This is a genomic window from Pseudoalteromonas sp. BSi20429, from assembly GCF_000238895.1.
GTDB classification, from domain to species: domain Bacteria; phylum Pseudomonadota; class Gammaproteobacteria; order Enterobacterales; family Alteromonadaceae; genus Pseudoalteromonas; species Pseudoalteromonas arctica.
In genome coordinates this window covers 1-21,794 of sequence record NZ_BADV01000080.1, presented here as the reverse complement: position 1 = coordinate 21,794, position 21,794 = coordinate 1, and the positions used below count along the sequence as shown (strand labels likewise).

At 38.4% G+C, this 21,794-nt stretch carries 18 protein-coding genes and 1 tRNA gene; 4 read left to right on the top strand and 15 right to left on the bottom strand.

The features are described from left to right. Positions 1 to 94: 94 nt before the first annotated feature. The 6 genes from truB to P20429_RS04590 all read right to left on the bottom strand — a co-directional run bounded on the left by truB (position 95) and on the right by P20429_RS04590 (position 6,718). Positions 95 to 1,054, bottom strand: a complete 960-nt coding sequence (truB, locus tag P20429_RS04565; protein ID WP_007585508.1) for a tRNA pseudouridine(55) synthase TruB — start codon at positions 1,052 to 1,054, stop codon at positions 95 to 97. Continuing rightward, the gene (gene rbfA, locus P20429_RS04570) at positions 1,038 to 1,523 is read right to left on the bottom strand and encodes a 30S ribosome-binding factor RbfA (protein WP_007585506.1); all 486 of its coding nucleotides are present in this window, start codon (positions 1,521 to 1,523) and stop codon (positions 1,038 to 1,040) included. Before rbfA ends, truB begins: the two co-directional genes overlap by 17 nt. A gap of 156 nt (positions 1,524 to 1,679) precedes the next feature. Continuing rightward, positions 1,680 to 4,340 carry a translation initiation factor IF-2 gene (gene infB / locus P20429_RS04575; protein ID WP_007585504.1) on the bottom strand — a complete coding sequence of 887 codons (2,661 nt, stop codon included), beginning with the start codon at positions 4,338 to 4,340 and terminating at the stop codon, positions 1,680 to 1,682. A 25-nt stretch (positions 4,341 to 4,365) separates the two neighbouring features. Beyond that, entirely contained in the window at positions 4,366 to 5,865 is a 1,500-nt protein-coding gene (gene nusA, locus P20429_RS04580; RefSeq protein WP_007585502.1) for a transcription termination factor NusA, read from the bottom strand. Positions 5,866 to 5,904: 39 nt separating this feature from the next. Beyond that, on the bottom strand, positions 5,905 to 6,360 hold the full coding sequence (gene rimP, locus P20429_RS04585; protein WP_002958482.1) for a ribosome maturation factor RimP: 456 nt from the start codon (positions 6,358 to 6,360) through the stop codon (positions 5,905 to 5,907). A 281-nt stretch (positions 6,361 to 6,641) separates the two neighbouring features. Next, a tRNA-Met gene (locus tag P20429_RS04590) sits at positions 6,642 to 6,718 on the bottom strand. A gap of 430 nt (positions 6,719 to 7,148) precedes the next feature. On the opposite strand from P20429_RS04590, the gene P20429_RS04595 reads away from it, so the two are divergent. After that, the gene (locus P20429_RS04595) at positions 7,149 to 7,610 is read left to right on the top strand and encodes a globin domain-containing protein (RefSeq protein WP_007585499.1); all 462 of its coding nucleotides are present in this window, start codon (positions 7,149 to 7,151) and stop codon (positions 7,608 to 7,610) included. A gap of 191 nt (positions 7,611 to 7,801) precedes the next feature. Then, positions 7,802 to 9,358 (top strand): cryptochrome/photolyase family protein, encoded by a 1,557-nt coding sequence (locus tag P20429_RS04600; RefSeq protein ID WP_007585497.1) that lies wholly within the window; start codon positions 7,802 to 7,804, stop codon positions 9,356 to 9,358. Between the two features lie 60 nt (positions 9,359 to 9,418). On the opposite strand, the gene P20429_RS04605 is transcribed toward P20429_RS04600, so the two are convergent. The 9 genes from P20429_RS04605 to P20429_RS04645 form a co-directional block, all read right to left on the bottom strand. Continuing rightward, positions 9,419 to 9,865, bottom strand: a complete 447-nt coding sequence (locus P20429_RS04605) for an Hsp20 family protein (RefSeq protein ID WP_007585496.1) — start codon at positions 9,863 to 9,865, stop codon at positions 9,419 to 9,421. A 229-nt stretch (positions 9,866 to 10,094) separates the two neighbouring features. Further along, entirely contained in the window at positions 10,095 to 10,625 is a 531-nt protein-coding gene (locus tag P20429_RS04610; RefSeq protein WP_007585494.1) for a peroxiredoxin-like family protein, read from the bottom strand. Between the two features lie 112 nt (positions 10,626 to 10,737). Continuing rightward, the gene (locus P20429_RS04615; protein WP_007585492.1) at positions 10,738 to 12,135 is read right to left on the bottom strand and encodes a sigma-54 dependent transcriptional regulator; all 1,398 of its coding nucleotides are present in this window, start codon (positions 12,133 to 12,135) and stop codon (positions 10,738 to 10,740) included. Positions 12,136 to 12,144: 9 nt separating this feature from the next. Further along, on the bottom strand, positions 12,145 to 12,519 hold the full coding sequence (locus tag P20429_RS04620) for an Hpt domain-containing protein (protein WP_007585490.1): 375 nt from the start codon (positions 12,517 to 12,519) through the stop codon (positions 12,145 to 12,147). 108 nt (positions 12,520 to 12,627) lie between these two features. Next, positions 12,628 to 13,440, bottom strand: a complete 813-nt coding sequence (locus P20429_RS04625) for a bifunctional diguanylate cyclase/phosphodiesterase (protein WP_139016253.1) — start codon at positions 13,438 to 13,440, stop codon at positions 12,628 to 12,630. Positions 13,441 to 13,866: 426 nt separating this feature from the next. Continuing rightward, on the bottom strand, positions 13,867 to 14,157 hold the full coding sequence (locus tag P20429_RS04630; RefSeq protein WP_007585474.1) for a hypothetical protein: 291 nt from the start codon (positions 14,155 to 14,157) through the stop codon (positions 13,867 to 13,869). A 602-nt stretch (positions 14,158 to 14,759) separates the two neighbouring features. Then, on the bottom strand, positions 14,760 to 17,570 hold the full coding sequence (locus P20429_RS04635; RefSeq protein WP_007585473.1) for a PAS domain-containing hybrid sensor histidine kinase/response regulator: 2,811 nt from the start codon (positions 17,568 to 17,570) through the stop codon (positions 14,760 to 14,762). Continuing rightward, entirely contained in the window at positions 17,563 to 18,171 is a 609-nt protein-coding gene (locus P20429_RS04640) for a cysteine hydrolase family protein (RefSeq protein WP_007585472.1), read from the bottom strand. Before P20429_RS04640 ends, P20429_RS04635 begins: the two co-directional genes overlap by 8 nt. Positions 18,172 to 18,193: 22 nt before the next feature. After that, a complete protein-coding gene (locus tag P20429_RS04645; RefSeq protein ID WP_010554674.1) occupies positions 18,194 to 19,231 on the bottom strand; it encodes a response regulator in 1,038 nt (345 codons plus the stop codon). 257 nt (positions 19,232 to 19,488) lie between these two features. Here P20429_RS04645 and P20429_RS04650 point away from each other — a divergent pair, with 257 nt between their 5' ends. Together P20429_RS04650 and P20429_RS04655 are read left to right on the top strand one after the other, a co-directional pair. Next, positions 19,489 to 19,752 (top strand): GrxA family glutaredoxin, encoded by a 264-nt coding sequence (locus tag P20429_RS04650; RefSeq protein ID WP_007585470.1) that lies wholly within the window; start codon positions 19,489 to 19,491, stop codon positions 19,750 to 19,752. 160 nt (positions 19,753 to 19,912) lie between these two features. Continuing rightward, positions 19,913 to 21,778 carry a DEAD/DEAH box helicase gene (locus P20429_RS04655; RefSeq protein WP_007585469.1) on the top strand — a complete coding sequence of 622 codons (1,866 nt, stop codon included), beginning with the start codon at positions 19,913 to 19,915 and terminating at the stop codon, positions 21,776 to 21,778. Positions 21,779 to 21,794: the final 16 nt, after the last annotated feature.

Genomic DNA, 21,794 nt, shown 5'->3' with positions numbered 1-21,794 from the left:
GATTAAGCGGGCGTATTCTACCAACTGTAGGAATAACTACAAGCTAATTATCCCCAACTACAACTAATAAGCCACCGTTAGGCACATTAGTTGCTTATTCAGGCTTCACGTAATCGTCTTGCTGACTAGCAAGACCACGTTTAACCTTTAAATGACCGTTTGAGTTACGCTCACCAGTACCAATAAATATATTATCCGCAACAACTTTAATTGCACCATCAGGTAAAGCGATTGATAATTCTACAGCTTGCCCGTGACTAAAAATTCCCCCTTGTTCTTTTGTAATTTCAACAACGGGTAAATCAGTTAAAGCAGTATCAATTGGTAGCAATAGCGAGTCTAAATAAGTTGAAGGCGCAAGCTCTTCTTCTTTCGCTTTAGCAAGCAACGCTTCAATCTCATCAAGCGAGACCATTTTATCTGCCGGATACTGACCAACAGCGGTTCTGTGGAGCATAATAACGTGTGCGCCACAGCCTAGGTTTTCGCCTAAATCATCAACGATTGTACGAATGTAGGTCCCTTTAGATACATGGGCCGTCATTTGTAATACGTTGCTTTGTTCATCAAATTCGTCAAACGATAAGCTAAACACGTTTATTTTTCTGCATTTACGAGGAACTTCAATACCTTCGCGCGCGTACTTATATAACGGTCTACCTTGGTACTTAAGAGCTGAGTACATTGACGGATATTGTTCAGACTCACCAACAAAAGCAGCTATTTCTTTTGTTAGCTGTTCACGTGTAACGTTCACATCTTTAGTGCTAACAATTTCGCCATCAGAATCTGATGTTGTTGTACGCTCACCCAGTTGTGCACGAACGATATAGGTTTTATCTGTATCGAGTAAAAACTGCGTAAACTTAGTCGCTTCACCAAAACAAATTGGCAGCATACCTGTGGCAAGTGGATCTAAAGCACCTGTGTGCCCAGCTTTTTGCGCAAAATAAACACTTTTTGCTTGCTGTAATGCTTTATTTGATGAAATGCCTTCAGGTTTGTTTAACAACAAAATACCGTCAACTGCACGGCCTTTACTGCGCTTTGCCATCTGTATCAGTGCCTTCTTCGCTATCTGTATCGTCTACGTGATCAGTACCTTCTTCGCTATCTGAAACATCAGCAGCATCAACACTTTCTACGTCTTCATCTACATGCTTTGCGTTATCTTCGCGGATAATAGAATCCACTAAGTTAGAAATACGCATACCTTCCATTAATGAGTTATCAACTACAAACTTTAACTCAGGCATTATACGTGCACGGATACGCTTACCAAGTAACGAGCGAATATAGCCCGTTGCTTCATTAAGTACTTTTGCGCTTTGCTTTGCTGCGTCTTCATCTTGTGTGTTAAACACAGTAATGAAAATTTTGGCATAAGATAAATCGCGCGATACTTCTACCGCTGACACTGTCACCATACCTAAGCGTGGATCTTTAATTTCGCGTTGTAAAATTACAGCAATCTCTTTTTGGATTTGCTGTGCAACACGATCAGTGCGAGAAAATTCTCTCATTATACTTGTCCTAAAATAATAACTTATTGAAATTAAATAATAAGTTAACTAAATAATGGATATGCAAATGGGGGCTAAGCCCCCATTTAAAATCTTAGCGTAGGGTGTGTAGAACGTCCGGCGTTAACCTGAGCGTTCGATACTCCCTAGTAACAATTATAGAGTACGTTGTACTTCAACTGTTTCAAATACTTCGATTTGGTCACCAACACGTACGTCATTGTAGTTCTTAACGCCGATACCACATTCCATGCCGTTACGAACATCAGCAACATCGTCTTTAAAGCGACGAAGTGACTCAAGTTCACCTTCATAGATAACAACGTTTTCACGTAGTACACGGATTGGAGCGCTACGTTTAATAACACCTTCAGTAACCATACAACCAGCGATTGCGCCAATTTTTGGAGACTTGAATACGTCACGAACTTGAGCAAGACCAATGATTTCTTGTTTAAACTCTGGCGCTAGCATACCTGACATTGCTTGTTTAACTTCGTCAATCAAGCTGTAGATTACGCTGTAGTAACGTAGGTCTAAGTTTTCAGTCTCGATAACTTTACGAGCTGAAGCATCAGCACGAACGTTAAAGCCAACTACAATTGCGTTAGACGCTGCAGCTAGTGTTGCATCAGTTTCGGTAATACCACCAACACCTGAACCAACAATCTTCACTTTCACTTCATCAGTAGAAAGTTTAGTTAGTGAATCAGAGATTGCTTCGATAGAACCTTGAACGTCTGCTTTAAGTACCACGTTAACTTCAGAAACATCGCCTTCAGTCATGTTAGTAAACATGTTTTCAAGCTTAGCTTTTTGCTGACGTGCTAGTTTAACATCGCGGAACTTACCTTGACGGTATAAAGCAACTTCACGCGCTTTACGCTCATCTTTAACTACAGTCGCTTCGTCGCCTGCAGCAGGAATACCAGAAAGACCTAAAATCTCAACTGGGATAGATGGACCAGCTGACTTAATGTCTTTACCGTTTTCATCGCGCATTGCACGAACACGGCCATACTCAAGACCACATAATACAATGTCACCTTGGTTAAGCGTACCAGATTGAACAAGTACTGATGCTACTGGACCACGGCCTTTATCAAGACGAGATTCAATAACAACACCAGCCGCCATACCTTCAGTAGGTGCAGAAAGCTCTAAAAGTTCAGATTGGTTCAATACTGCTTCAAGAAGGTCGTCAATACCTAAGCCAGTTTTAGCTGAGATATGAACGTACTGCGTATCGCCGCCCCATTCTTCTGGAATAACGTCTAGTACAGCAAGTTCGTTTTTAACACGATCTGGATCTGCGCCTTCTTTATCCATTTTGTTTACTGCGATGATTAAAGGAACGCCAGCTGCACGAGCATGCTGTACCGCTTCTTTAGTTTGTGGCATAACGCCATCATCTGCTGCAACTACTAGGATTACGATATCAGTCGCTTTAGCACCACGAGCACGCATTGAAGTAAATGCAGCATGTCCTGGTGTATCTAAGAAGGTGATCATGTGACCGTTTACATCAACATGGTATGCACCAATATGCTGTGTAATACCACCGGCTTCGCCAGAAGCAACCTTCGCAGAACGAATGTAATCAAGAGTTGATGTTTTACCATGGTCAACGTGACCCATTACAGTTACTACTGGAGCACGTGGCTCTGACTTACCATCTTCGTGGCGGTCATTAAGTACTGTTTGCTCTAATTCGTTTTCTTTAACAATGATAACCTTGTGACCCATTTCTTCTGCAACTAATTGTGCAGCTTCTTGGTCAATCACTTGGTTAATAGTAACCATGTCACCCATTTTCATCATTGTTTTAACAACTTCAGCGCCTTTAACGGCCATGCGTGATGCAAGCTCAGCTACTGTAATTGTTTCGCTAATACGCACTTCGTTTTTAACATCAACAGTTGGTTTTTGGAAACCATGTTGTAATGATGCAGGTGCTTTTAACTTAGACTTGTTACGGCCTCTTGACGCTGCAAATTTATCTTTTGCTGGCGCTTTTTTCTTTTTCTTAGCACGGCGTGTACCTTGCTCATCACGAGCATCGGCAACATCTTCTGCTTCACGTGCATAAGTAGAAGTCGTAAGATGGTGATCCGCTGTTTCTTCGCGTTTCTTACGTTCTTCTTCTTCTTTCTTCCAGCGTGCCGAGTTTTCTTCAGCTAGCTTTCTTGCTTCTTCTGCTTGACGTTTCGCTTCTTCTTCAGCTTTCTTCAATGCGGCCTCTTCTGCTTCTTTTTGCAGACGCTCAGCTTCTATGCGATCTTTCTCAGACTTAGCACTTTGCTCTGGGGTCATCTGCTTTTGTTTCGCTTTACGCTCTGCATCAGCTTTGCGTTTAGCTTCTTCTTTGGCTTTACGGTCGGCTTCTTCTTTCGCTTTGCGTTCTGCCTCTTGTTTCGCTTTTAATTCTGCGGCTTCTTGGTCAGCTTTTTGCTGCTCTTCAAGACGCACTTTTTCTTCAGCAGCTAAGCGAGCTTGCTCTTGCTCTTGTTCCATTGCGCTTTTCTTCACGTAAGTACGTGTTTTGCGAACTTCAACTTGAACATCTTTTGCTTTACCAGTAGAGCCCGTAACACTTAAAGTGCTTTTGCTCTTACGTTGTAAAGTCATACGCGCTGGGCCATCTGAACCTGTACCGCCATGATGCTTGCTTAAATGATCAAGTAACGTTGCTTTTTCAGCTTCTGTTACGTTATCAGTTGCTTGCTTAGTGATACCTGCTTGTGAAAACTGCTGTAGCAATTTATCAACAGTCGTACCTATATCGCCGGCTAGTTTTTCAACATTTACTTCTGCCATAGTGTGTAATACCTCCGTTAATAAATTACTCGTCTGCAAACCAACAAATGTTTCGTGCAGCCATAATCAGTTCACCCGCTTTTTCAGATGAAAGTTCTGTGATATCAACTAATTCGTCAATACCTTGCTCTGCCAAGTCTTCAAGTGTAACAACACCCTTGCTTGCCATAACAAATGCTAAGTGACGCTCTAAGCCTTCAAGCGCAAGTAAGTCTTCAGCTGGCTCTGCGCCATCTAAGCTTTCTTCCGTTTTAAGTGCTTTAGTTGTCAATGCATCTTTTGCGCGTGAGCGCAGTAAATCTACAGTCTCTTCATCAAGACCATCAATTTCTAAAAATTCAGACGCTGGTACATACGCCACTTCTTCAAGTGTCGAGAAACCTTCGTTGATAAGTAATGATGCAAACTCATCATCAATTTCTAAATTTTCAGTGAATAAGTTAAGTAACTTATCAGATTCAGCTTCATTTTTAGTACGCATGTCTTCAACAGTCATTACGTTTAGTTCCCAGCCAGTTAACTGACTTGCTAAACGAACGTTTTGACCATTACGACCAATTGCTTGCGCTAGGTTATCTGCTTCTACAGCGATATCCATTGAGTGAGTGTCTTCATCCATTACGATTGAAGCAACTTCTGCTGGCGCCATTGCATTGATAACAAATTGTGCCGGGTTGTCATCGTAAAGTACGATATCAACACGCTCACCGCCAAGTTCTGACGATACAGCCTGAACTCGTGCCCCACGCATACCAACACATGCACCAATTGGGTCTATGCGTTTGTCGTTAGATTTAACAGCAATTTTAGCGCGTGAACCTGGATCACGTGCTGCTGCACGTAATTCAATCATCTCTTCGCCAATTTCTGGCACCTCAATGCGGAATAATTCCATTAGCATTTCAGGTTTAGAGCGCGTTACAAATAATTGTGCACCGCGTGCTTCAGGCTTAACTTCATATAAAAGACCACGGATACGGTCACCCGGGCGGAAGTTTTCACGTGGTAACATGTCATCACGGTAAATTACCGCTTCTGCGTTGTTACCTAAATCAAGCACGATTGCATCGCGAGTTGCTTTTTTAACAACACCCGTTACCAGCTCGCCTTCTTGATCTTTGTATGCTTCAACAACTAAAGCGCGCTCAGCTTCACGTACTTTTTGTACGATAACTTGCTTAGCCATTTGTGTTGTAATACGGTCAAATTTGATTGAGTCGATTTGCTCTTCAACATAATCACCCATTTGCAAATCAGGTTCTTCAACCTGTGCTGCTTCTAGAGTGATTTCGCTGTATGGGTTCTCTAAAGAACCATCTTCTAATACAGCGGCAATCTGCCAACGACGGAACGTATCGTAATCACCGGTTTTACGGTCAATTGCTACGCGTACTTCAATTTCGCCATCGTGTTTTTTCTTTGTAGCTGTCGCTAAAGCGAACTCTAGAGCTTCAAAAATCTTTTCTTTTGGAACCGCTTTCTCATTGGAAACGGCTTCAGCAACCAATAATATCTCTTTTGCCATGGGTAATGCCTCGCTTGCCCTATTCCTTCGCACTCGAATTTAAAACTTCGCGATTAAATTCGCACGTTCGATGTTACTAAGCATGATCAGATGCTCTGCACCATCGCTAGATAGTGTGATCATATCGCTGCTAACTGCTACTAAGTCGCCTTTAAAATTACGACGACCATCCTGTGGAAGTTTAGTACGCACGCGTACTTCCTCTCCTTGCGCCTGCTCGTAGTGATCTTGTTTGAATAATAGACGATCAACACCAGGAGACGATACTTCCAAATCATATTCATTTGTAATTGGGTCTTCGACGTCTAAAATCGCACTAATTTGGCGACTTGCATCCGCACAGTTATCAACTGAGATCCCATCCTCATGAGCAATATATACTCTTAAGGTAGAATGGCGACCCGCTTGCACAAATTCAAGACCATGCAATTCAAAGCCTAACATTTCTACCGCAGGCGTTAACATGGTTACTAAATCTTGTTCAAGTTTTGTCACGAAAATCCTCCATACAAACAAAAAAAGGGCTTATAGCCCTAAAATACTGAGTTTAAGTTTTAATTTGATGACAATTGCCACAAATCGCAAGGTGCAGATACAACAACGCCCCGAACCAAGCGGGGCGTCACACCAATAAAGCATAAAACTGTGTGGCCTAGGGCCAAGCTTGGTTGCGAGTCAGTAAACTGACCTAATTAAACTACATAGTCTAAAACGCAAAACGCGCATTACTTAGAATGCGCGATATAAATTAGTAAGGTAATACCTACTAGTAGAATTGGTTGCGGGAGCCGGATTTGAACCGACGACCTTCGGGTTATGAGCCCGACGAGCTACCAGACTGCTCCATCCCGCGCCAATAGATATCAAACTTTAAATTTAATATCGCTGTTAGCTGTTTTACAACATGCTAAACAATGGCCGCTATTATAAGGATGTACGGGATGATTAGCAACTATAATACGCAATTAGTTTGTAAAATTTCCAATTCGTCAAGATGCTAATTTAATGTATATATAAGTAACATAAGTAATCAATCAATTTTATAAAATGCTGTCTCTAAATTATTAAATATTACAGCTTATTATTTTTGAGTGAAAATCAAACAAACTAAATTTGAGCTACCTTAGTACCTTCTAGATGCTTACAATTTACTAGAAAATAAATTGATATAACTAAAACCCATACTTTAACACTAAAAAAACGTGCAGAATTTTATCTGCCCGCTATAATCAATTTTATGCCACTTAATAATAATAGTTATTACTCACTGCAGCGAGATAAAAATGAACCAACAACAATCAGCATTGTTAAATAACTTAACAATTATTAAGCCAAATTTTCATGCATTCACGGCTCGATTTCACAGTAAATTGGCTGAATCTAGCATTGAAATGAATTACCCAACAGCCTTACAATTTAACGAAAAGAGTTTTACCCTTTTTTGTGTGTTAGAACGAATTGTTAAACATTTAGATAAGCCAGCATCGGTAGCTCCTTTTTTAGCACATCATTTAATGTACCTAAAAAAAAGCAGTGTTTCGCAAAGTGACATTGCACTATTATCTGATGCGTTTTACGAAACCCTTAAAGAGCACCTTGGTAAACACTTTACTCCTGAGAGCCAGCTCGCTTGGAAAAAAGCCCTTAAATATTTTGAAAACTTTGCCAGCAATATTCTATTTAATGTATCTAATGTGGTTTCGTTACAACAAAAAATGCAGCAAAAGCAAAGTAATAAAATTTAAATATACAATTTTTAGGGTGGCAATTTAACTTACTTAACCTCCCCATTAATTAAACTCATTTGCACACCATGATCCAACACGCCTTTATTGCCCTGATAATCGGTTAAGCCTTTTTGCCCTATTCACTCGTAGTTAAATAGTAAAACGATCCTTTAATTAAATACGTCCGTATAAAAAAATTTGGCTTTACTATGACCCATCACAAAACACTCAGACTAATACTAGGCGATCAGCTAAACCCATCTCATTCATGGTACAAGCAAAAAGACGACGACACGCTTTACCTCATCGCAGAACTAAAACAAGAAACTGACTACGTTAAACATCACATTCAAAAACTGTGTGCTTTTTTTAATGCTATGGAAAACTTTGCAACTGCATTAAACACGGCAGGTTTTAATGTTTTACATTTAACACTTGATGATACCGATGACGACAAGGACTTGATTGAATTACTCAAGCGAGTTGCCGATAAATACCAATGCGACTCTATTGAATATCAATACCCTGACGAGTTTAGGCTAAAATCTCAATTAGCTAAGTTTAAAAGTGATAGCTCATTAAATGTAATTGCTACAGATACTGAACACTTTTTATTACCGTTCACCGATATAAAAACACGCTTTACAAAAAACAAGCATGTAACAATGGAGCACTTTTATCGTGCTATGCGTAAGCAATTTAATATATTAATTGATGATGCAAAGCCAACTGGTGGCAAATGGAATTTTGATAGTAATAATCGTAATAAATTTTCCAAAAAAGACTTAGCCGACATCCCAGAGCCTAAGTTATTCAATACTGATGTTAGCAGCATTATTTCTCGTTTAAATAAACACAACGTCGCTTATTTGGGTGAAATAAATGAACATTCACTGGAGTGGCCAACAACGCGTAAACAAGCGATTGAATCTCTTGAATACTTTTGTGAGCACTTACTTAGTCGCTTTGGTCACTTTCAAGATGCGATGACAGATCAAAGTAAAAACAATACCAGCCTGTACCATAGCCGTTTATCGTTTGCCCTAAACGCAAAAATACTCCACCCGTTGTATGTAATCAAACGTGTAATAAGCGAATACGAACAAAGACCCAATGAAATATCCCTCTCGCAAGTAGAGGGCTTTACTAGACAAATATTAGGCTGGAGAGAGTATGTACGTGCCATTTATTGGATTAACATGCCCGACTACGCAGTTAAAAATCAATTACAAGCCAAAAATAAACTGCCATCTTATTTTTGGAACAGCTCTACAAAAATGAATTGTCTAAGCCACTCACTCAAACAAAGCCTTGAAACCGCTTATGCCCATCATATTCAGCGCCTAATGGTTATTGGGAACTTTTGCATGCTTACAGCTATTAACCCTGATGACGTAGACAACTGGTACTTAGGCGTTTATATAGATGCCATAGAATGGGTAGAAATGCCCAACACCCGAGGCATGAGCCAGTTTGCCGATGATGGAATAATTGCAACAAAGCCTTATGCTGCAAGCGGTAACTACATTAATAAAATGAGCGATTACTGCAAAAGCTGTCAGTACGATGTTAAACAAAAAGTAGGAGATAAGGCCTGCCCGCTAAATAGCTTGTATTGGCATTTCATGAATAGACACAGAGACAGGCTAGAGAAGAACCCACGTATTGGTATGGTATATAAAAACTGGGATAAACAAGATAAAACACTTCAAGAACAAACGCTGCAACAAGCAACCTACTACCTTAATAATTTAGAAGCGCTTTAAGTAAAAAAACCGCCTCAAATGAGGCGGCTAAATAATCAGGGGAATATGTACTTTAGAAGACTATTTACCTTCTATTAGATTACTATTACCAATTTCTATTTTACGTGGTTTAAGTGCTTCAGGAATTTCACGCTGTAACTCTATGCTCAATAAGCCGTTAGCTAAATCGGCACCAAGTACTTTTACATGGTCTCCAAGCTGAAATTTACGTTCAAAGTTACGCTCTGCTATACCTTGATGAATAAACTTACGTTCATTATTTTCATCTTTATTAGCTTTAATACCTGCAACTTTTAATGTGTTGTTTTCTGACTCAATGGTTAATTCACTATCACTAAAACCGGCAACGGCCATAGTGATTCTGTATTTGTCTTTATCGAGTGCTTCTATATTGTAAGGAGGAAAACTCGGCTGCTTGTCTGTATTAGCTGCCGCATCCATAAGTGATGCTAAATGTTCGAAGCCGATAAATGAACGATAAAGTGGTGATAAGTCTACTGTACGCATAATAATATCCTCATATTTAAGCGATATTTTGCATGTGCTTTTCTATTGAACAAGCTCAAGCAAAGTTTAATTAATAATATAAATTTCAATTGTTTAAGTTTAATTTAGGACCCATCAGGCGTCCTACTTAACTATATATGGACGGTAAAATTGTTTTCAAGTAAATTTATTAAAAATAAATAAAAAAGGCACTGAAGAGTGCCTTTTTTGAAACCATTTAAAATGAATACTATTTAATAAATGTGCCCCGGATTGGATAGTCGTTTTCTCTTGAAAACTTAATCCCACCTAGCAGTTGCTCTAAATCAGGACGAACAAACGGGCTGTTTGATATATCTACCATTTGAAGCTGATTTTTTTCATTAAGCACATAAATTCCTGGTTCAGCAAATGGATGATCTGTTTCTGCACCACTGCGAGGCTCGCTAATATGTAGCCCTAGATCAGTCATTTGTTCGATTGTTAAACCATAGTAAATTGGGAAGTTAATATCTATTTTTTCAAGATGTTTATTAAGCTGCTCATGGCTATCACCACTTACTGCAACCACTTCAACTCCAGCCTCTTTAAAGTCTTTATGAACTTTAGCAAGCTCGTTGAGTTGCGCAGTACATTTAGGGCAGTGCTGGCCTCGATAAACAACAATCATTTTCCACGGAGAGTCACTTATTCTGTCAACTAAATCTACCTTTTTCTCATCAACATCACTCACTACTAGTGATGGCATAATATCCGCAGGTTTTAAACTAGTGTTACTCATTGCGATCTCCTTTTACTATTTCAGATTAAAAATTAATTTTGCTCTTACACATAGAGTTTAGGGTAACTTTTATTAATTCAACCTAAAATTGCAATTAAAATCTATTAAAGCTTTAAGACCATCCCTTTATTTTTCTATAAATGGTAGATGCACTTACCCCTAAATAAGCAGCAGCAAGAGGAATGTTGTCTTCGCAGCTTTTGATTGCGTTTTCAATAGCCCTTTTTTCAACTTGCCATAATGGTTCTATATCGTGAACCGACATAGGAGATAATTGAACACTCTGATCGTTTGTATTGTGAATTGACTTAGTTGAGCTTGAGTGTTTTACAGCGCCTAGACCAAATGAATTTGGTAGCATATCTCTTTCTATTACATCGCCATCATTAATAACGACTGTATTTTCAATTACATTTTGCAGTTCGCGTATATTACCTGGCCAATCGTAATTACAAAAAAGCGCCTTAACTTCATCAGAAAAGCCAATAAAATGTTTAGCGTTGCTATCGCTTTTTTGTTTTAAAATATACTCAGCGAGCAGCAAAATATCGTTTCCGCGCTCCCTTAAAGGCGGGAGCTTTACGGGGATAACATTTAAACGATAATATAAATCTTCTCTAAAGCGCCCCTCTGCTACCTCTATTATTGGATTTCTGTTGGTTGCACATACCAAGCGAACATCGCTGTGTAATACCTCGCTGCTACCAACCTTGCTAAATATGCCAGTTTGTAAAAAGCGCAATAACTTAGCTTGTAAGTTAAGCTCCATTTCACATAGTTCATCTAGAAATAACGTACCGCCGTTTGCCACTTCAACTGCGCCCTTACGATCGCTTAAAGCGCCACTAAATGCCCCTTTAACATGCCCAAAAAATTCTGATTCAAATAACTCAGCAGGGATCGCAGCACAGTTTATAGCAATAAAAGGGCCTTGGCTGCGAGGGCTCGAATCATGAAGGGTTTGTGCGCATACTTCTTTACCGGTTCCACTTTCACCTGTAATAAATACGCATGCTTTGCTTCTAGCTGCGCTATCTAGCAATCTAAAAACGGTTTTCATTGCGAGAGATTCACCAACAAAATCTTGGCTTTTATCACTGCTTTGAACCAAAGGTTGTACTTTAGCTTGCTCTTTGGGTGTTAACGCACTTTCTACTGAGCTAATAAGTCGCTGACTTGTGAAGGGTTTTTCTAAAAAATCGAAGCCACCTAAACGCATAGCTTCCACTGCAATATCAATAGAACTATTTGAGGTGATCATGACTACATTAGCAGGATTTTTTTGTTTATTTACAAATTGTAAAACTTCAAGCCCACTTATATCAGGCAAGCATACATCTTGTACTATCACCGCAGGCATTTTTTCTTTAATACCGACCAAAGCAGAATATCCATCTGCGAAATGCTTACATTCAAAACCTACTTGCTCTAGCTGACTGGCGTACAAAGCACCACTTGCGATGCTATCTTCAACAATATAAACAAGGCCTTTACCCATTATATCTGACACGGCTTTCTCCTAGATAGCTATACTCTTACTCATTATTTGATATGCATCTCTGGTTTTATCCACGTTATGCTTAATAACAAGCGCTGCGTGCAAATTTTCTTCTGTGGTTGGTGGTGGTGAATCGTGTAACTGTGTTGCCAATGCAGCTAAAGGAGCGGCTCCATATAAGGCAGCCGAGTTTTTCAAAACATGCATTATTTCTCTAATTTTTATAATATCTGCATTATTAATTGCCGTATCTAATTGGTTAGCCATAGTAACTAATTCATCGATAAATAAGTTTACTAATCGAGCTAAAACGCTTATTCCAACATCCTTTTCAAGTTGAATTAAAACATTTAGCTCCGTAATACTTTTATCGATAAACTGCTCTGATATAGGCATAGATAACCTTTGTGTAAGTTAAAGCTTCGTACACTAATAAAATGTAAGAATTGTAGTTTAAGAGTAATTTGTTTTTTGCATTTTGCAAATCAAAATGAATATAAACAATTACAGAGCCCAGGTATCAATACTTTTTGTTAATGTTTGCGGCTTATCGAGCAAGTACCCCTGAGCAATATCACAACCAAGTTGTTCTAATATTTGTAATTGCTCATTCTCTTCAATGCCTTCTGCTACAGTTTGTAAGCCCAATCGTTGAGCCATCGCAATAATTGCGCTACATAACGTAAAGTCTTCGTTATTAGTTGCAATACCACTTACAAAACTGCGATCAATTTTTAAACCATCGATATCAAATTGACGAAGTAGACCTAAAGACGCGTACCCAGTGCCAAAATCATCAATCCACACCTTTACGCCTTCTTTATGGAAGTTTTCAAACGCCTTAGCTATTTTATCAGGACTATGAATTAGCGCTGTTTCCGTTAATTCAACTTTAATGGCTTGTGGTGGTATTTGGTGCTTTTCTAGCAAAGCCATTACTTTTGAAAACACATCACCATCTAAAATTTGTACCGGTGAAATATTTAAAGAAACAGCAATATCTGTCATACCAAAATGTCGCATCTGTTTTAAATCAGACAAACATTGCTCAAAAATCCAGTCACCTAATTCTAAAATCATTCCCGATTGCTCTACATGAGGGATAAACTCATCAGGGCCTACAATACCAAAGCGGGGTGATTGGCACCTTACTAGCGATTCAAAGCCGACCAACTTTCCCGTTCCTAATGATACAAGCGGTTGATAAACCATTTTAAAATAATTATTTTGCATTGCATCCGACATGATTCTCTCTAACTCATGCCATCTTGCGAGATTGACTGGGCTTTCTGCTTCTAGGTACTTAAATGCATTCATGTTTTGCTCCGATTTTCACTCTTAGTGACTTATGTAATCAAGAGCAAGTTACAGACCATTTAGAAAGTGAATAAAACAAAAATAAAAACAGCAAATTCAAAAGGTTAAGTTTAGTTATTTGAGTATTTAAATTTTTCTATTTTATTTGCATTTTGCAATTCAATTTGCAATGCACCTAAATTAATAAATAAGAGCTTACTCAAGCCCAAACAGCACAGAGAAACCAGTTAGTAATTGTTGGCTAAAAGTAAGGATTAGTAATTGAAGATGAGTATAAAGAAAGGCTGGATAAAACTAATTTAGTTACGCACAGCTTGAATTAAAAAGCGTACACGTAATTTTAAAGCTAGGGAGAAAAAGTTAAAACGGTGGCAGGAAACATAAAAAAACGCAGGCAACAATAAATAGTTACCTGCGCAAAAGTCTCTAGTTTGAAAGAGTGTCGTTATTTTCGTTTTTAGGGGCTGTTACATGTTGTGCATAGTTAGTATTTTGCGAGTCAAACGTATTACTCATCGACTGTGCATTTTCAACATCAGCTTGTGTAAAAGTAATCGGCTGTATGTCCGTTAACGGCTCTACAGAATCGCTACCGCGCAGAACTGTAATACCTATTACTAAGGTAGCTACAAGCAAAATAGACAAAACCATGATTTCAGGTGTAAGTACCCAATTATTACTTTTAGGTTGTTGTTTGGCTTTTGTATTTGTTTGCATATTGCACCTCTTAAAAATTTAACTAAATTGTCTTGATTTGATATTTAATATGTTGCGAAAGCCGTGCCAACTAAACAAAAACAAACGAAAGATAAAATAAACAACAAAATCAAAGTATTAAAAAAATTAAAAATGTAATTTAGAATCCAAAAATAATTCGTAACGTTGTATTTTTATTTTGAATTGCAATTTGCGAATCAAATTGAAAAACTATAATAAAAACACTCATTAAATACTAAAAAATAAATTTAACTTACTCCTAAAATACTAGGTTAATTTCTTCGTTTATCAAGTTTTATGCAACACAAACCCACTTTTTATATTAGGGTCTGTTGATCTTTGCGGATTAAAATTTGTTCAAACTAGAGGCGGTTTAATCGCGGCGCGAGGTTTGTAACCTAGCGGGCTAAGTAAAAACCGAGCAACAAAGAGTAAATAGCCCCTAGGAAGAACCCTTTGGGCAGCGCCTGTTTGGCATTAATGCTACGTTATCGCCCATTTATGGGGAATAACCACACTGCATAGGCTCTGCCTGGCCTAAATACCAAACAGACTGCTGCAAATTTAACCCTGAAAGTTCAACAGACCCTGACCTTCATTGCTCAACCCAGCTTTTCCCACACTTGCACTAAACGAGTAAGCTTTAAATGCTTAGATTCAATAGCCTGCTTTGGTGCATATTTATCAAGCAATAAATAAAGTGTTTCACTTACAATTGGTTTAGCTAAATAATCATTCATCCCCGCTTCAATAAATCGCTCTTTATCACCATGAATTGCATTTGCTGTGAGCGCTATTATAGGAGTGGCTATACCTAACTTTCTGATTGCTTTGGTTGCAGAGATCCCATCTAGTATTGGCATTTGGATATCCATAAAAATAATATCAATTTTATTGTTTTTAGCCTTGGTTATTGCCTCTTGCCCATCGCTAGCAATATATACCCGACAACCTTTTTGCTCTAAAAACTGTCTTATTACTATTTGATTATTAGTATTATCTTCAGCAACCAATACATTGGTCCCATTCAACTGAGTTAACCCTGAAGAGCTTTCTAAGGCTTCTTTTTGTTCACGATTAGTAAATATAATATCTAAATGAAATAACTGCTCTTCCAATAAACTAATTGCTCGCGGTACATGCGATACTTTAAAAGGGCCATTTAACCTAAGCTCTCTGTCGTTAAGATTTTGCGGTAATAAGCTTTCACCTAGTAAGTCTAAGATAAGTAAACATGGTGAATTAAGGGAGTTATATGTATTTATACACTCGCGTGTTTGGGCTAGCATTAGAGGATCAGTTAATACAATTGCATCAGGAAAACTATCATACTCAGGGATATCTGGGCATATTTCATAGTGCTCAAAAGCGATAGAAAACCGAGTGAGTGTGTGCTCCAACGCGGTTTTTAAAATTTGGTTATGTCCTACAATCCATACTCTTGGCTTTTTACTTCGTGCTGCAAACCCTTCTCTCAATATTGAGTCGGTTGTGTCTATTTTTAACGGGTAATTAACGATAAACTCACTCCCTTTATTGAGCTCAGAGTTAACCGAAATATCTCCCCCTACTACATCACAAATTTGCTTACATATCGCAAGGCCTAAGCCACTACCACCATGTTTTCGGGTAATTGAATTATCTGATTGAATAAAAGGCATAAACATACTTTCTATTTTATTTTTTGCGATTCCCATTCCAGTGTCTTTTACTGATAAATGAAGATTTAAATTATTGGCTCCAATGTAAGTACATCTAACGGTCACCGTTATTACGCCTTGCTGAGTAAACTTAATCGCATTGGCTAATAAATTAATGGCTATTTGCCTTATACGTGCATGATCACCAATTACTTGAGCGGGGACATCAGGATAAAAATCAAAAACAACCTCAAGCCCTTTTTGCAAAGCACTTTGGGTAATAATATCTATTGCTTCTTCAATACACGTATCAATACTAAATGGCTGATTATCGAGTGTTATAGCTTGTGCTTCAAAACGCGAATACGTTAATACATCGTCCAATACACTCAGTAATGCATCAGAGCTTGTTTTAATCATTTGTGTGTAACGCATTTGCTCAGAAGTTAAACCGGTATGATGCAAAATATCTGCAGAGCCAATAACGGCATTTAATGGCGTGCGAATTTCATGGCTAATATTTGCCATAAATCGGCTTTTAGACTCAGCTAATGTTTCTGCCTGATGTTTAGCTTCAAGCAATATTTGCTCGCTTTCAATACGTTCTTGTATATCAACAAGTGTTGCGGCAATAGATAACAAATCGCTTTCGTAGCCACCCACAATGGGAGTAAGTGTCATTTCAACCCAATTATTTATGCCTTGTGCATTAATCAAACGTATATCAAAGCGACGTATATCACGCTTACCTTGTTTATAATCAAGCAAAGTGCTACTAATTTTTTCGACATCTTCTTTTGCTATAAACTTAATTATAGGTAAGCCAAGACTCTCATCTACATTGCTGTGTAAGACGCGTTGCCATGCTTGATTTATAAATAATAAATTGCCAAATGTATCAAGGCGTAGAACAATATCAGGAATATTATCGACGACAGAGTGGTAGTTATATTCTATCTCTGCCATTGCTTGTTCAGCTTTAACTCGCTGCGTAATATTAGTTTCTATAGCGATAAAATGCTTTACTTTACCTTCATCATCTCGCACTGGGTTTGCATCAATAGCAACCCAATAAACGTTACCATTCTTATCATAATTTGTGGTTTCAACTTGAAAAGGAAGCCCATTTTTTACAGCGTGAGACATAACCTTACGACTTTTTTCACATGTTTTTGGCCCTTGTAGCAATTGACCTGGGCTAGTGCCTATAACCTCATCACAGGTGTAACCTGTAAGTACTTCAAAACTATTGTTAACCCACTCAATCACACCAAACTTATCTGTAATAATCACTAAGTTATTTGTATGGCTCGCAACAAGCGATAAGCGTTTAACATATTTTTGCTGTTGCGTTAGCAAAAATTGAGAATCTTTATGACGTTGAATGTCATAGAACGAGCCTATAAAGCCGCTTTTTTCATCATAAACTAACCTTAACTCAAACCAGTTCATGAGCCCGATGCTGCTTTTAATTTGTATTTCTACACTGGGAGCCTGCTTCCCTTCTAGTAAACAACAGCTGTATGCGACAAAATGCATAATATCATCGCAATTCATTAACTTAGTAATATTGGAGCCAATTAATGAATCGGTTGAGTAACCTAACTTCTTCTCCCAAGCTTCATTAATATAAGTAAAATTCAAATGTTTATCACACTCAAAAATACACTCATCTAAAATAGCTAATAGCTTTGCTTGACGTCGATTACTATTGGAAAGTTTTTCAACTAGTGCATATTGGATTTGAACTTGTAGCTCATCATTATTATTCATGATCTCTCCAATACTTTATAAAAGTATTACTCTGACAAACTCGTGCATAAAGAAGGGAAACCTTTTCACAGTAGAATGCTTGTTCAAAAGGAGTGCGTCTCGGTGTGCAGTCACTTAAAATAGTGGCATTAGAACCAAGTGCAACAGCAGTGCGCACAGTTGAATCAATACAGATAGAAGACACAGTACCCGCTAAAATTATATTAGTGGTCGCATGTTTTTTGATGTTTTCGGCTAAACCTATATGTGTAAAAGCATTTAAACTTCTTTTCCCAAATACCACCTCTATAATATTACTAAAAAGGTCTAGCTGCTTAATGGTTTGAGCACCGTACGAACCTGCTTTAAATGCCCCCACCGCAATGACTTTTAATATACCAATCGGATTTTTAAGCTCGCTATAGTTTTGCGTAAAGTGAATGGGTGTATTAATAACTAAAGCAAATTGCTCTGCGCAGAAGGTCAATAAATAGAGTGTATTTTCCCCCACGCCAGTAATTTTTGATGACTCTTCAACCTCGTCATACAAAATGCCTTTTGGCAAAAAGTAATTATTTTGAAAACTAATTAAAATAGATGCTGTCTTAGAGAAATCATCCATAACTCTCTCCTTATTAATCAATTTAAGAGGCTAACTGCCAAGGTTTAATAAATTTCTCAAGTACCGCTTTTGTCACTGGCTTCTGTAAATAGTGAGTAATTCCTTTATCAAACAACTCAGCTATTTGCTCATCGCCTGTTAACCCCGTTAAAATAACTTTAGGAGTATTGTTATTAGGTGTATTTTGCCTAACTAATTGCTGCGCCACATCGCTACCAAACATTCCTGGCATACGCTCATCTAAAAGTAGCAAGTCAAATGGTTCATTTTGAGCAAGTGTTAATGCACTGGCACCATTTTCTGCACACGTTACTAAGCAGCCCAGCATTTCAAGCATTACTTTTGTAGCAATTTGGCTCGGTAAGCTGTCGTCTGCTACTAATACCGATAAACGTGTTTGTGTGTGAAATGTTGTTAAAATAGTAATTAAGTCGGTATCAAAAAATGGCCAGCCTAATATTTTTTTAGATAGTTTATGAGCTTGGCTCAGCTCGTAAATGTCGTTAATAGAGCACAACTTTATGTGTGTATTTAAGCTGTCACTATTTAATTTATCAATTAATGCGTTACCACTAAGATGGCGTAAATCCTCTAGCTGTGCAGACTCTCTAAGCGTGCTATTAAATAATTTAAAATTTAAACCAAAACGATCGTGAGTATTAGCTGACATTTTCAAACAGCTTTTGAGTAACGCTTCGCAATCAGTTAAAACGTCTACATTTTGTCTAACATCAAGCGCTAAACTAACAGACTCTTTAGTTGCTAAGAGCCCGTGAAAATCCAACGTGTTTACTTGTTCAGAATCATCAATCTGATAGTGAATACTAACTCCCTGAATATTTGCTTCGAGGTTAAGTAAAAAGCACTGCTTTACTGCTGCTAGCGCCGGAGTAAGAAACGCCTCGCATTGTGCAATCATTTGCTCTGGCGGAATTTGCAAACAGACGTAGTTACATTGCAACTTATTGATTAAGGTAATAGAGAATTTTTGACTTTGGGTTTCACAATATTTACCTATTACCCCTTGGATAATTTCTAAAACGTGACTATTAATATTCATAAAGCATTCTCGTTAACCCAATGTATAGCTCTACATCATCAAGTTATGTGCCATAAATTAATTCTTGTAAACACACTTGCATTCATAGACTTAAGTATTAGACAAACAGGGCTCTGGTTTTTCATTCGCATTTTGCAAATCATATTGCTATGCATAATATGATTTATGCTTTTATTAGAATGGTGCAATCGATTTTTTTCTCTTTAAATAATTTTCCATTCATTTAAACTGATATTAACCAAATTGAGGAGAAAGCTATGTTAACCGTAATTTTTGGCCGTGAAGGCTGTCCATTTTGTGTTCGTGCGAAAGATGTTGCTGAGCAATTATCAAATGAACGTGATGACTTTAAATTTCGTTACATCGACATAATTAAAGAAGGCATTAGTAAAGCCGACCTTGAAAAGTCAGCGGGTAAGCCTTGCCCTACTGTTCCACAAATTTTTGTAGACCAAAATCACATTGGTGGATTTACAGAATTTGAAGCTTACGCAAAAGAAAACCTAGGCTTGTATAAATAAGCTTTGTATTAAATATGTTAACCAGTTTAATAAACCCTACATTGAACTGGTTAAATTTCGACCAACATCAAACACATACAAATTAGTTTCAATTTATACAAGCATTTGCCTCGCGAATCCTATATAATGCGCGCCTCTTTAAATTCGTTGAGGCGTATTAATGTCAGAACCAGTCACGTTTGAATCTCTAAATCTTTCTCCTGCAATTTTGAAGGCAGTTGAAGAGTTGGGTTACAAGACACCATCTGAAATCCAAGCTCAATGTATACCGTTATTGCTAGAAAGAAAGGACGTACTGGGACTAGCTCAAACGGGTACAGGTAAAACCGCAGCATTTGCACTGCCATTACTAAATAATATTGACCCGTCTGTGAAACAGCCACAGATCCTTGTACTCACACCAACACGTGAGCTTGCGATCCAAGTTGCTGAGGCATTCGAACAATATGCTAAACATGTTCGTGGTATTGAAGTATTGGCACTATATGGTGGCCAAAGCTACAGTATCCAATTAAGCGCACTTCGTCGTGGCGCTCAGGTTATTGTTGCAACTCCAGGTCGTTTAATCGATCACATTAACCGTGGCACTATCAAGTTTGATGCTCTACAAGCACTTGTACTTGATGAAGCCGATGAAATGTTACGTATGGGCTTTATCGATGATGTAGAAAGCATCATGGAAAAAACACCGCGCGAAAAGCAAACATGTCTTTTCTCTGCGACTATGCCTAAGCAAATTCAAAACATAAGCAGCAAGTATATGAACAATCCTGAACAGGTTCATATTTCTGCGCGTAACTCTACAGTATCATCTGTTGAGCAAGTGTTTTGGAATGCAAGCGTACATAAAAATAAAGCTATTGTTCGCTTCTTAGAAGCTGAACAGTATGAAGGTGCTATTGTTTTCGTACGTACGCGTAACGATACAGTACAACTTGCTGAGTTATTAGAGCGCGAAGGTTTCTCTGCTGCTCCACTTAATGGTGATATGAACCAGCAAGCACGTGAACGCACTGTAGAACGCTTAAAAAGCGGCATGCTAAATGTTGTTATTGCAACAGACGTTGCTGCCCGTGGTCTAGATGTTGACCGCTTAAGCTTAGTTATCAACTACGATATACCACAAGATTCTGAAGCCTACGTTCACCGTATCGGCCGTACAGGTCGTGCTGGTCGTACTGGTAAAGCAATTTTATTCGTAAAACATAACGAACGTTATTTACTTAAAAATATCATTCGTCATACGAAGTCTGAAATTGCACAAGTTGAATTACCAACTGCAAAAATCGTTGAAGAAAAACGTATTGAAGCGTTACAAGCAAAATTAACTATTGCGCTTGAAAACAAAGATATTACATTCTTTAACGAGATAGCTACTAACATGGCTGAAAAACTTGAACTTCCTCTTGAAAGCTTAGCGGGTGCGTTACTGTGTTTAGCACAGCAACAGTCTCCAATTAAAGTTGAAGAAGTTAAGATTCAACCTCGTGAACGTAACGAGCGTAACGATCGCAACCCACGTAGTAACGACCGCAATGATCGCGGTGGTGACCGTGGACGTCGTAACGAACGTGGCGGCGAACGTGGTGGTGAACGCGCTGAGCGTAAACCTCGCGAACGTAACAGTCGTGATGCAGGCCCTATGGATACTTACCGTATCGAAGTAGGTCGTGAACACGGTGTTCAGGTTAAGAACATTGTTGGTGCTATCGCTAACGAAGCTGACATCTCAAGCAAGTTTATTGGTGATATTCGTTTACACGACAATCACAGTACGGTTCAATTACCGCAAAACATGCCTAAAGATGTACTTGATCATTTCCAAAAAGTGTTTATTTGTAAACGTCCTATGGGCTTAACAATTACACAAGATCAAGGCCCTGCTGAGCCACGTGCAGAACGCTCTGAGCGTCCAGCTGGTGACAAAAAGCGCACCTTTAGTAAAGATAAAGACGATAGCCAACGCGGTGATAAGCGTACTGGCCCTCGTAAAGAACGTCGCCCAGTAAGCTTCACAGCTAAATAAGCAACGACTCTTTAAT